General features: G+C 69.8%; 9 protein-coding genes. 3 read left to right on the top strand and 6 right to left on the bottom strand.

Annotated elements, in window-relative coordinates:
- Positions 1-109: 109 nt before the first annotated feature.
- Complete coding sequence (locus ACFVAV_RS28830) at positions 110-523, bottom strand: DUF5319 domain-containing protein (protein WP_022567296.1); 414 nt, start codon at positions 521-523, stop codon at positions 110-112.
- 216 nt (positions 524-739) lie between these two features.
- Between ACFVAV_RS28830 and guaB the strand changes: the two genes are divergently transcribed.
- Complete coding sequence (gene guaB / locus ACFVAV_RS28825; protein WP_379038679.1) at positions 740-2,284, top strand: IMP dehydrogenase; 1,545 nt, start codon at positions 740-742, stop codon at positions 2,282-2,284.
- Positions 2,285-2,395: 111 nt separating this feature from the next.
- Positions 2,396-3,550 (top strand): GuaB3 family IMP dehydrogenase-related protein, encoded by a 1,155-nt coding sequence (locus ACFVAV_RS28820; protein WP_189030717.1) that lies wholly within the window; start codon positions 2,396-2,398, stop codon positions 3,548-3,550.
- Here ACFVAV_RS28820 and ACFVAV_RS28815 read toward each other — a convergent pair.
- A complete protein-coding gene (locus tag ACFVAV_RS28815) occupies positions 3,547-4,347 on the bottom strand; it encodes an alpha/beta fold hydrolase (protein ID WP_379038678.1) in 801 nt (266 codons plus the stop codon). The genes ACFVAV_RS28820 and ACFVAV_RS28815 overlap by 4 nt on opposite strands.
- Positions 4,348-4,451: 104 nt before the next feature.
- On the opposite strand from ACFVAV_RS28815, the gene guaA reads away from it, so the two are divergent.
- On the top strand, positions 4,452-6,032 hold the full coding sequence (gene guaA / locus ACFVAV_RS28810) for a glutamine-hydrolyzing GMP synthase (RefSeq protein WP_379038677.1): 1,581 nt from the start codon (positions 4,452-4,454) through the stop codon (positions 6,030-6,032).
- Positions 6,033-6,036: 4 nt separating this feature from the next.
- On the opposite strand, the gene ACFVAV_RS28805 is transcribed toward guaA, so the two are convergent.
- From ACFVAV_RS28805 to ACFVAV_RS28790, 4 genes are all read right to left on the bottom strand, one after another.
- The gene (locus ACFVAV_RS28805) at positions 6,037-6,177 is read right to left on the bottom strand and encodes a hypothetical protein (RefSeq protein WP_379038676.1); all 141 of its coding nucleotides are present in this window, start codon (positions 6,175-6,177) and stop codon (positions 6,037-6,039) included.
- Between the two features lie 82 nt (positions 6,178-6,259).
- Positions 6,260-6,472 (bottom strand): hypothetical protein, encoded by a 213-nt coding sequence (locus tag ACFVAV_RS28800; protein WP_379038675.1) that lies wholly within the window; start codon positions 6,470-6,472, stop codon positions 6,260-6,262.
- Positions 6,465-8,345 carry a PspC domain-containing protein gene (locus ACFVAV_RS28795; protein ID WP_379038674.1) on the bottom strand — a complete coding sequence of 627 codons (1,881 nt, stop codon included), beginning with the start codon at positions 8,343-8,345 and terminating at the stop codon, positions 6,465-6,467. Before ACFVAV_RS28795 ends, ACFVAV_RS28800 begins: the two co-directional genes overlap by 8 nt.
- 72 nt (positions 8,346-8,417) lie before the next feature.
- Positions 8,418-12,266, bottom strand: a complete 3,849-nt coding sequence (locus ACFVAV_RS28790; protein WP_379038672.1) for a WD40 repeat domain-containing protein — start codon at positions 12,264-12,266, stop codon at positions 8,418-8,420.
- Positions 12,267-12,303 lie beyond the last annotated feature (37 nt).

The raw sequence follows: 12,303 nt of genomic DNA, 5'->3' as shown, positions 1-12,303 counted from the left end.
GACGAAGGCCCCGAACCTCAGTTCGGGGCCTTCGTCGTTGTGTGGGTCCGGGCGCCATCGTCCCCCGCGCATGCGTGACCGGAGCGGGGGAGTGGGCCTGGCCGGCGGCTCAGTTGTCGAAGCCGTCGAATCCGTCGCCGTGGAACGCCTCGTTCATCGACGCGTCCGCGTAACCGCGGCAGTAGTCCCAGGTGACGTACGCCTCAGGCGTCGGGTCGTAGGCGGGCTCGTGCGGACGGACGGTACCGTCGACGAGTAGCTGGAGCAGGTTCGCCCGCAGCATGTCCCAGTCGTGGTAGTGATCTTGCCGACAATCCTCGCAGCTGACGACCAGCCCGCGGATACCGCGATGGGCCAGCAGGGCTTCGTACACCGCGAGGTCGGCGAGATCTTCCTCGACCGCGAGGCGCTCATGAGGATCCAGCGGCTCACCGGGCTCGATGGCATCGAGCGCGGCAGACGGGTCGGAGGGGTCTCCGGCGAAGGGATCCGGCGGCAGGCCAGGTGGTAGATGGTCACGCACATCCCCACGGTACGCAGTACTGGTGGGTCTGCGCCAGCGATGCACCGGGCAAGTTTGCCGCAGGGCTCACTTCACAGGCGCGATCGCCCGCCGGATACCATGGAATGCAGGCGTCGGCGAGCTTGTTCTCACCGACCATCCAATCTTTCCGCTCAGCACCGTCGCGCTGTATCTCCGGCGTCGGTTGCTACCGACGACCAGGAGGGGTCGATCCGAATGAGTAATCCCGTGTCGGGCGAACGAATCGCGGTGCGCCCTCCTACGGGTGGCGACGATCCGACCAAGATCGCCATGCTCGGCCTCACGTTCGACGACGTGCTGTTGCTGCCTGCCGCCTCGGATCTCATCCCCAGTTCCGTCGAGACCTCCAGCAGGCTCACCAGGGACATCACCCTGCGCACCCCGCTGGTGAGTTCGGCCATGGACACCGTCACCGAGGCCCGCATGGCCATCGCCATGGCGCGTGCCGGCGGTATGGGCGTGCTGCACCGCAACCTGTCGGCCGCCGATCAGGCCGCTCAGGTGGAGACGGTGAAGCGCTCCGAGGCGGGCATGGTGACCGACCCGGTCACCTGTCGTCCCACCGACACCCTCGCCGAGGTCGACGCGATGTGTGCCCGGTTCCGCATCTCGGGCCTGCCCGTGGTGGACGAGACCGGCGCGCTGGTCGGCATCATCACCAACCGTGACATGCGCTTCGAGGTCGATCAGGACCGCCGCGTCGACGAAGTGATGACCAAGGCGCCGCTGATCACCGCGCAGGAGGGTGTCACCGCCGAGGCCGCGCTGGGTCTGCTGCGCCGCCACAAGATCGAGAAGCTGCCGATCGTCGACGGCAACGGCAGGCTGCGCGGCCTGATCACGGTCAAGGACTTCGTCAAGACCGATCAGTACCCCAACGCCACCAAGGACCGCGACGGCCGCCTGCTGGTCGGTGCCGCGATCGGTGTCGGCCAGGACTCCTGGTCGCGCGCGATGACGCTGGCCGACGCCCAGGTCGACGTGCTGATCGTCGACACCGCGCACGGCCACCAGTCGCAGGTGCTGCAGATGGTCGCCAAGGTCAAGGCCGAGGTCGGCGACCGCATCCAGATCGTCGGCGGCAACGTCGCGACCCGCGCGGGCGCCGCGGCGCTCGTCGAGGCGGGCGTCGACGCTGTCAAGGTGGGTGTCGGTCCCGGCTCCATCTGCACCACCCGCGTGGTCGCCGGTGTCGGCGCGCCGCAGATCACCGCGATCCTCGAGGCCGTGGCCGCGTGCAAGGCCGCCGGTGTGCCGGTGATCGCCGACGGTGGCGTGCAGTACTCCGGTGACGTCGCCAAGGCCATCGCGGCAGGCGCGTCCACCGTGATGCTCGGCTCGCTGCTCGCGGGTACCGCCGAGGCCCCCGGTGACCTGATCCTGGTCAACGGCAAGCAGTTCAAGAGCTACCGCGGCATGGGCTCCCTCGGCGCCATGCAGGGCCGCGGCCAGGCCAAGTCGTACTCCAAGGACCGCTACTTCCAGGACGACGTGCTCGCCGAGGACAAGCTGGTCCCCGAGGGCATCGAGGGTCGCGTCCCGTTCCGCGGCCCGGTCAACCAGGTGATCCACCAGCTCGTCGGTGGCCTGCGCGCGGCCATGGGCTACACCGGTTCGCAGAACATCGAGCACCTGCAGGGCGCTCAGTTCGTGCAGATCACCGCGGCGGGCCTCAAGGAGAGCCACCCGCACGACATCACCATGACCGTCGAGGCCCCGAACTACACCGGGCGCGGCTGAGTACAATAGATGCGTTTGTGCGCCGGGAGGTACGCTCCCGGCGCACAGCCATGCGGTCGTTCAGGGCCGCGACAACGCGCGCACACGCGCGCCCGAACACAGGGAGCAACTGTGCGTGACATGGTGGAAATCGGCATGGGCCGCGTCGCCCGTCGCACCTACGAGCTGGATGACGTCGACATCGTCCCCTCGCGGCGGACGCGCTCGTCCAAGCAGGTCTCGCTGGCCTGGCAGCTCGACGCCTACCGCTTCGAGGTCCCGGTGCTCTCGCACCCCACCGACGCGCTGGTCTCGCCGGAGTTCGCGATCGAGCTGGGTCGCCTCGGCGGCCTCGGGGTGATCAACGGTGAGGGCCTGTGGGCCCGGCACGCCGATGTGCAGGACAAGATCGATCAGCTGATCGATCTCGTCGACAAGGGGGGTTACGAACGCGCGATCTCCCTGCTCCAGGAATTACACGCCGCGCCCATGCAGCCCGACCTGCTCGCGGCCGCCGTCGCGCAGGTGCGCGCCGCGGGCGTGACCACCGCGGTGCGGGTGAGCCCGCAGAACGCGCGCGCCCTCACCCCGGCGCTGGTGCAGGCCGGTGTCGACCTGCTGGTCGTGCAGGGCACCATCATCTCCGCCGAGCATGTCGGCGACGGTGAGCCGCTGAACCTGAAGACCTTCATCGCCGAGCTGGACGTGCCGGTCGTCGCCGGTGGCGTGAGCGATCACCGCACCGCGCTGCACCTGATGCGCACCGGCGCCGCGGGCGTCATCGTCGGCTACGGCTCCTACCCCGGCGCCACCACCACCGGCGAGGTGCTCGGCATCGGCGTCCCGATGGCGACCGCGATCGCCGACGCCGCCGCGGCCCGCCGCGACTACCTGGACGAGACCGGCGGCCGCTACGTGCACGTCATCGCCGACGGCGATGTGGCCACCTCCGGCCAGCTGGCCAAGGCCATCGCCTGTGGCGCCGACGCCGTGATGCTGGGCGTGCCGCTGTCGGTGGCGGCCGAGGCGCCCGGTCGCGGCTGGTACTGGCCGTCGGCGACCGCGCACCCCTCGGTGCCGCGCGGCTCGTTCCTGCCGGTCGACGAGTCCTGGCTGGACGGCGCCGACGGCACCGTGACGCGCCCGAGCCTCGAGCGCGTGCTCTACGGCCCCTCCGACGATCCGTTCGGTTCGCTGAACCTGGTCGGCGGCCTGCGCCGCTCGATGGCCAAGGCAGGCTACTCCGACCTCAAGGAATTCCAGAAGGTCGGGCTCAGCGTCCGCTAACGCACGTGGGTCAGTGAGACCCGGTCCCGCAGGAACCGCGCGATCGCCGCGTTGACCGGTTCCGGGTGGGTCATCGTGACGGCCAGGCGGGCGCCATCGATCTCCACGAAGGTGGAGGCGGTGAGCCCGTCGGCCAGCGTGCGGGCGCGATCGCCCGCGATGCCGCTGTGAGTGGCGTGGATGATCAATGCCGGGCAGGTGATTTCGCGCAGCCGGTCCAGCACCGAGTCGCGGCCGAGCAGGCAGCCGACGGCGGCGTCGAGGCCGTTGTGCGCGTCACCGACCCAGCGCTTGGTCCAGATGTTGCGATACCAGTCGTCGTCGCCGATCAGCCAGTCAGCCAGGCGGCCCGCGGCTTCTTCCCGCGAACCCTTGTCGTGCCATTCGTCGAGGAAGCGCTGGGTCGCGGTGGACTGTTCCCTGGTCGGCCCGTGGGCCTCGGTGCTGATGAGGATGAGCGCGGCGACGCGTTCCGGCGCGACCAGCGCGGTCCGCAATGCCGTGAAGCCCCCTTGCGCGGTGCCGCCGACGACGGCGCGTTCGGTGCCGATGCTGTCCAGCACGGTCAGGGCGTCGCGCGCGGCGGTCCAGTAGGTGAAGGGCAGCCGCTGATCCTTGGTGCGGCCGTGCCCGCGCGCGTCCCAGGCCACGATGCGGAATTCGGGAGCGAGAGCGGCCTGCTGGGAGGCGAACATGGTGCGGTCCATGAAGAATTCGTGGGCGAGCAACACCACCGGCCCCGTGCCACCGCTGTCCTCGTAGTAGATGTCGGCATCGATCGCGCGGGCGAATGGCACGTGCACGAGGATAGCCAGGTCGACCGGGTATTGCGCAATGTTCTCCCAACGCGTAGGCACGGATCGATGCCCGTTGCTCGCTCGTCGTTCGCCGTCACTAAACTGTGGCCGTGGCAGAAACTCAGAGACCGGTCCTCGTCGTCGACTTCGGCGCACAGTACGCCCAGCTGATCGCCCGCCGGGTGCGTGAGGCGCGGGTGTTCTCCGAGGTGATTCCACACACCATGACGGTGGAGGAGATCGCCGACAAGCAGCCTCTGGCCGTGATCCTGTCCGGCGGCCCGGCCAGCGTGTACGCCGAGGGCGCACCGCAGCTCGACGCGCGGCTGTTCGACCTGGACGTGCCGGTGTTCGGCATCTGCTACGGCTTCCAGGCGATGGCGCAGGCGCTCGGCGGCACGGTGTCGCACACCGGCACCCGCGAGTACGGCCGCACCGAGCTCAGTATCGACGGCGGTGTGCTGCACGGCGGCCTGCCGACGGTGCAGCCGGTGTGGATGAGCCACGGTGACGCCGTGACCGACGCCCCGGAGGGCTTCGAGGTCACCGGCACCACCGCGGGCGCCCCGGTCGCCGCGTTCGAGGATCGCGCGCGCCGCCTGGCCGGCGTCCAGTACCACCCCGAGGTGCTGCACTCCCCGCACGGCCAGCAGGTGCTGAGCCGCTTCCTGCACGAGCTGGCAGGCATCCCCGCGGCGTGGACCGCGGCCAATATCGCCGACGCGCTGATCGAGGACGTGCGCGCGCAGATCGGTGACGGCCACGCGATCTGCGGCCTGTCCGGTGGCGTCGACTCCGCCGTCGCCGCGGCCCTGGTGCAGCGCGCGATCGGTGACCGGCTCACCTGTGTGTTCGTCGACCACGGTCTGCTGCGGGCGGGCGAGCGCGAGCAGGTGCAGCAGGACTTCGTCGCCGCGACCGGCGCCAAGCTGGTGACCGTCGACGCGGTGGACAAGTTCCTCGGCGAGCTGAAGGGCGTCTCCGACCCGGAGGAGAAGCGCAAGATCATCGGCCGCGAGTTCATCCGCTCCTTCGAGGACGCGGTCGCGGGCATCGTGCTCGAGGAGGGCGCTGCCGCGGGCGCTGCCCCGAAGGTCGAGTTCCTGGTGCAGGGCACCCTGTACCCGGACGTCGTCGAGTCCGGCGGCGGTACCGGCACCGCCAACATCAAGAGCCACCACAATGTCGGCGGTCTGCCCGACGACCTCGAGTTCGACCTGGTCGAGCCGCTGCGGCTGCTGTTCAAGGACGAGGTCCGCGCGGTCGGCCGCGAGCTGGGCCTGCCCGAGGAAATCGTTGCCCGCCAGCCCTTCCCGGGCCCCGGCCTGGCCATCCGCATCGTCGGCGAGGTGACCGCCGACCGGCTCGACCTGCTCCGTCAGGCCGACGCCATCGCCCGCGAGGAACTCACCGCCGCCGGCCTGGACAAGCAGATCTGGCAGTGCCCGGTCGTGCTGCTGGCCGACGTGCGCTCGGTCGGCGTGCAGGGCGACGGCCGCACCTACGGTCACCCGATCGTGCTGCGCCCGGTGTCGAGCGAGGACGCGATGACCGCGGACTGGACTCGCCTGCCCTACGACGTGCTGGAGCGCATCTCCACCCGGATCACCAACGAGGTGAAGGACGTCAACCGCGTCGTGCTCGATGTGACGAGCAAGCCGCCGGGCACCATCGAATGGGAGTGACGCGCTAAGCGGGTCGTTGCGGCGCCGCCGCCTGGGTGAGCAGGAGCCTGCCCAGGAGGAAGCCGCCGCCGGTCGGCCGGTGTGTGGCCGGTGGCAGCGCTTTCGCCAGCGGCGTGGGTTGCCGGTCTGCGGTGTGGTCGTCCATTGCCGTTGTCCTCCCTCCGACAACAATGGCCCGTCACGGTGACGGGCCATTGTCGTGTCTCGGTGTGTTCGGTGGTCTTTCGTCAGTGCTGTTTGCGGCGCGGGGAGATGGTCAGCAGCAGGCCGATGACGATCGCCGCGATCACCACGCCCCAGCCGATCGGCAGGATGCCGCCGCCCCCGGGCGTCGGTGCGCCGAGCAGTGCCCACACGCTCACGGCCAGCGCGATCAGGCCGGTGCAGAGCAGGGAGAACGCGGGTCGGCGTCGCGTGTCGACGCTGTTCTGATCAGCCACGGGTCACCTCCAGGTCGCCCATCTTCATGTCGATGCGCAGGTCGAGGACCGGTGCGCCGGGGGTCTTCGGTCCGGTGAGGCCTTCGTCGCACCTGGCCTCGCCCGCGCGGACATCGCAGGTGGTGTTGACGGTCATTCCTTCGGGCAGCAGCACCTTGGCCTCACCCATGTTCACCGACACCTCGACGGTGCGGGACTCGGTGAGCGTCATCCCGCGCAGGTCCAGCGTGCCTGAACCCATGTTCAGCGCGTACCGCGGTTGCAGTTCGGCGGTCGTGGTCGGCGCCCACGTGTGGTCGCCCATGGTGGCTTCGTCGAAGTGGATCGGGCCGATCAGCGAGGCCAGCAGCACGAACCCGGCCAGCGGTGCGGTGAGCACCAGCAGTCCGTATCCGCGCCGGAGGAAGGCGCCCGCGATGAGTCCGAGGCCGACGACAGCCAGGGCGAAGGCCGCGATCCGCGCGGGGGTCATCCATTCCACACCCGAGGCCGCCGCCGCACCGGCGACTGCCGCCGCCAGGATCGCCAGGCCGATGGTGATCGGGGTGAGCCGCGAGCGTGGGCGTTTCGGCGGCGGAGGTGCGGGCACGACATAGCGGGGCGCCATCTCGGGGAGTTCCCAGGCGAGCGGTGCGATGCCGAGCGGGTCGACGCCACTGGGGACCTGCGCGCCGATGCGGGGGAATCCTGGTGCGGGAGAACCAGGTACGGGCTGGGGGAGGTCTTTGCGCAGGACGGCGGTGCCGGCTTCGGGCCCGGCGGGCGGGGTCTGCTCGTCCTCGGCCGACGCGGCGACGAGCTCGGACGATTCGGCGTCGCGCTTGCCGAGGTCGATGGTCGAGCCGGATTCGCTCGAATCATCCACCGGGCGGCCGAGATCGGTCGAGGTGTCGCTCGGTGCGACGGCCTGCATCGGTGTGGATTCCGCTGCGGGAGTGAACGGGGTGGCCGCGTGTGCCGGGATGGCAGAAGCCGATTCGACCGGCGGCTCCGGCAGGATCGCCGTGGGTTGGTCCGTGGTGACGTCTGTTGTTGCGGCCGAGGATGATTCGCTCGTCACGCCCGAGTCCGTCGCGGCGGTGGCCGCGTCCGCCGGTGTGGCGGAAGCCGGTTCGGCCGGTGCGGAGGCGGGCTCGTCGGTGACCGCGGCGCCCGCCGACGCGTCGGCGGCGTTCTTGTGCAGGACGACCGTCTCGGCGGCGTCGACCCGGAGCAGCGGGGTGGATTCCGCTGCGTCCGTGCGGTTTTCCTCGCGCGGAAGGACCGTCGTCGCCGGATCGGGAACGTAGGCGTCGGGCAGCTTGGTGTAGGGCGTGTACATCCCGGTCGGCGGCACGTCCGGGATATACGGGTAGCCGCGGACCGGCACGCCGGTCGGATAGCCGGTGGCGGCGGGGTAGCTCCCCGTGCCCAGCGACCCGGCGCGGACGGTGTCGAAACCGGTCGGCAGTTCGGGGTGCCGGATGTAGAGCATCCACCAGCCCGCGAGCATCAGGCCCATACTGACCACCCCGGACCCGCCGAGCCCCAGCCCCATCGGACCCATGGTCGACACGGCGATCGCCAGCGCCACGATCAGCACGATCGTCTTGGTCTGCGAGTGCGTGCCGCGGGCGTGATCGGTCAGCGCCTCGGCCGCCGACGCCTCGTTCCCCGCCGAACTCAAGATCAGCCACGCCAGCAGGTACAGCACGATGCCCGCGCCACCGAAAATGGTCGACACGACGAACGCCACCCGCAGCAGCACCGGATCGACGCCGTAGCGCAACCCGAACCCGGCCGCGACCCCCGCGATCGGCCCCTGCCGAGGCAGCCGGACGGGCCGCGTGTGCCACATCTGCTGGATCTGGTCGCCGAAGCTCGCTCTGCTCATGCCATCCATGGTGTGCCGGACCAGCCCTTTCGCACATCGGGGTGAACCCTGAGGTTTGCCCGGGTTCCCCGGTCAGGCGCAGGGTGGGCGGTAGGGCACGTTCGGGACCTGACGCCGCCAGACGGGTTCGGTGAGTACGTCGCCGGTGGCCGTGCAGATCCGCTCGGCGACCCGCTCGGGGCCAAGGTCCCAGATGCCGAGCTGGCCGTTGTCGGTGAGGATGGTGAGCGATTCCCCACCGGGATGTACGACGACGCGGCGATTGCGTTCTTCGGCCGGCCCGATCGGCCCGATGACGCGTCGGGGTGTGCGCGGATCGGCGAGGTCCCACAGCACGGTCGAACCGTCATCCCTCGACACTGCCAGGGTGGTGCCGGTCGCGGGTGCGGATATCGAGATGATCGGCGTGATATCGGTGCGGATCTCATCGGACCGCGGTGCGAGCTCGCCGGGGCCGCCGGAGTCCCACAGGCGGAAGCTGTCGAACCCGGTCGTGACGAGGGTCCGGTTGTCCGGCAGGAACCGCGACGGCTGAAAGGTGACCATGAAGTCGAGCTCGACTTCGGTAGTCAGCACCGGGTGACCTGGATCGTCCAGATTCCAGATCTGGCGGAAGTAGCGCTGCTGCACGCTGTCCGGCCGGTTGTGGTACACCAATTCCAGCCTGGCGCCATCGGCCGTGATCGCGCTGGTCGAAATCATGGCGTCGGTAGTGCCGATCGGTGGCCCGAGCGGCACGGGCGCGCTCCGGTCGGTCACATCCCACAGCCGGACCAAGGACTCGCCGGCCACCAGCATCCGGTCGTCCTGGACAACCGAGCGTTCGGCCCCGGCGGCGGGCCAGGCGGGCAGCGGACGCGGCTGACGTGGGTCGTCGAGGTCGAAAACGAGGCGCTGCCTGCCGGGACGGTCATGGACCGACAGCGTGCGGCCGTCCGGGCTCAGGGCAACCGCCGACCGCCCTGGCGCACCGGGGACCGTGCTCAACCGGGCGGGGCGATGCGGGTCAGTGGTGTCCCATACCGCTATCTCCCCGCCGCCGTTTAGGACGGCCATCCGATTGCCTGCTCGGTCGAACACGGGCCGCTGCGGCGCGCCGGGGACAACGTCGAGCACAGACCGTGGCATCGACCAGATGCGGACCGACCCGTCGTTGCCCGCGGCGGCCAGGATCGGCTCGTCTGCGAGAAAGATCAGCGACAGCGGTCCGCCGTTGCAGGGGTAGGGCAGCTTGTCCGGGCAGCGCAGGGGGCTCACCGAAAGGGCGGGCCCGGCCTGAGTCGGCTGGGTCGGGTCGGTGATGTTCCACAATCGTCCCGCCATATGGGAACTCGTCGCGAGAATGTTCCCGTCCTCATGGAAGGCGATCGAGTTCAGCAGGTCGTTGTCGACCCGGATCGGGCTGCCGTACCGCCGCGGGTTGTGCGGATCGCCGATATTCCAGAGCTCCACTCGGCTCGACTGCGCACTCTGGGCATCGCGCGATCCGTAGGTGGCCACCGCCATAGTGGCGCTGTTCGGGCTGAACGCGAACTTTCTGAGGTGTTCGGTTGGCACAGTCGTGATCGGAGGCCCAACCGGACGCGGCGCGGCCGGATCACGGACGTCCCATAGTTGCACCGTGTCCGAGTCACCGGCATCGAAGGCGACGCGGCCGACGGCGAGCATGTTCCCGTCGGGGCTGAACATGACAGTGTGTTGCTGCTGTCCGGTCGGCAGTGCGATGGTCACCGGGCGCGTGGGGTTGGCCCGGTCGCTGATGTCCCAGACCGTCAGAGCTGACGTGCTTGTCTCGGCGAGCCGGGTTCCGTCCGGACTGACCGAGATAGATTGCCGTCGGCTGGTTCCGAAAGTGTGTGTCAGCCGCGGTGATTCCGGCCGCGCGAGATCCCAGAGCTGGATTCCCGATGCTCCGTCGGTGACCGCGTCTGTGGTACCGGGGACGAAAACCAGGCGCTCGGCCCGCAGTGCGGAGTCGGCACCGACGCGCCGTGGCTGCATGGGATCGCTGACGTTCCAGAAGATGGCTTCGCCTGCGTTATCGAGGGCGACGAGCAGGTCGTCCTGCGGCCGGGTGACCAGCGTGGTGATTCCCCGTTCGTGCATCGGCATGGTCACCGCGAGCGGCAGGTCCTGGCTGTTCAGCAGCTGGGTGCGCGCCGAGTCGTCGGGCCGCATCCGATACGCGGCCAGCGACAACTGCGCCGACAGTGACGGGTCGCTGCTCCTGGTCCGCTGTGCGGCGGCGACCAACTCGATGTAGTCGCGGTCCGCGGTGCGCTGATCGGCGAGTCTGCTGCGGTCGAAGGCCACCACACCGGTGGCCAGGAGCGCGGCTACAACCACGCCCACCCCGGCTCGCCAGTGTCTGCCGAGTCGTGCCGACCGTTCGGAGGCGTGTAGGAAGGCGCGTGCGCGTGGGCTCGCGGCGGCGCGCGCGTGCGCACCGGCACTGTCGAGCCGCGTACCGCGATAGAGCAGCGCGGGATCGCGTGCGGCGGTTTCCCATTCGGTGGCGTCGCTCTCCAGCCGCTGCCGCACCAGGTGTCCGACTCGATCGGCCTCGATCCATCCGCGCAGCCGGGGCCAGGCGGTCAGCACGATCTCGTGGGAGAACTGGACCGAGTCCGCGTCGAGCGCGATCAGGCGGCTGGCGGCCAGAACTTCCAGCGACTCCATGGCGCCATCGGGATCGCTGCTGCGAGTGAGCAATTCGGTGCGGTCGACGATGCGCCGGGTATCGCGTGCGTCTTGCCCGACGGTGACCAGCGATCCCAGCATCTCCTGGGCGGTGGCCTGCTGGGCTGGGGAGAGCTCGCTCCAGGCCAGCTCGGCGGTCTCGGCGACCGAGCCCGCCACCCCGCCAACCTTGCGATAACCGGCGACGGTGAGTTTGCGACCTTCGCGCTGCTGCCAGGTCGCGGCCATCACGTGCGACAGCAACGGCAGCGTGCCGGGATCGTAGGCGTCGGCGTTGGTGTGTCCGCCGAGCCCGCGCAGTTCGGTCAGCACCAGTTCTTCCAGGCCCTGTTCGAGGGCGAGTCCGGCGGCCGCCGATGGTCCGGTGATCGCGCGCGACACCTCGTCCAGCGACATCGGGCCGAGCAGATAGTTGTTGTGCTGCAAGCTGTCCCGCAGCACCGGGTGGTGCAGGCAGCGTTCGTAGAAGTCGGCGCGCAGCGCCAGGACGACGGTGAGCGGATCGTGTGGGCGGGTGGTCAGATCGGCGAGTGCGGTGAGGAAGGCCGAGCGTTCGGCCTCGTCGGGGCAGAGGGTGAACAGTTCCTCGAACTGGTCGACGATCAGGATCCGGAGGTCGTCGGTGAGTGCGGCGGCGAGGGCGGCGGTCGGCGTCGTGCCCGGTGTCATGGCGGCGGCGGGCAGGTCGAGGGCGGGGCGCAGGCCCGCGGCCAGCAGCGAGGACTTGCCCGCGCCCGACACGCCGATCAGCACGACGATGCCGGTGGTGGCGCGAACCAGGTCGACGAATTCGGTGGTGGCCTGTTCCCGGCCGAAGAACAGGGCGCGTTCCTCGGCCCGGAAGGCGCGCAGGCCGGGGTAGGGGCAGGTGTCGCCTTCGCCCGCCGCCGCGGTCCAGGTCACCGATTCCTGCCACAGGCGGCGCCATTCGTGCGGATCGGCGAGTCTGCGGGGGAGTTCACGCTGTGCCTTCTCGGTCAGGTCGACCAGGGTCAGGACCACCGGTAGTAGTGATTCGAAGCGGGCGGGCACATTGCGCCCGGCCTTCCAGTCGCTGATCCGCTGGGGTGACGGCGTGCCCGCCTGGGTATTTCGCATGCGCCGCTCGGTAGCCGTGGCGACCCGGCGCAGGGTCGGATTGCCTGCCGCGGCATAGAGTTCGGCGAATCTCTGGGCGAAAATCGCACGCGGCGAAGCACTTTCCGGCTCGGTGATGGTCAAGGAACCCCCCGTTCGATGAAAACGACCGAGGGGAATG

Origin of the sequence: Nocardia sp. NPDC057663 (assembly GCF_042799895.1) — a bacterium.
In the GTDB taxonomy this organism is placed as follows: Bacteria; Actinomycetota; Actinomycetes; order Mycobacteriales; family Mycobacteriaceae; genus Nocardia.
The sequence above is the reverse complement of the archived record's forward strand: the minus strand, read 5'-3'. Positions and strand labels throughout refer to the sequence as shown.

What these genes read in the sequence shown, in the direction of transcription:
- guaB (WP_379038679.1), top strand. Translation starts at nt 740, where the DNA reads ATGAGTAATCCCGTGTCGGGCGAACGAATCGCGGTGCGCCCTCCTACG.
- ACFVAV_RS28805 (WP_379038676.1), bottom strand. Translation starts at nt 6,177, where the DNA reads ATGGACGACCACACCGCAGACCGGCAACCCACGCCGCTGGCGAAAGCG.
- ACFVAV_RS28795 (WP_379038674.1), bottom strand. Translation starts at nt 8,345, where the DNA reads ATGAGCAGAGCGAGCTTCGGCGACCAGATCCAGCAGATGTGGCACACG.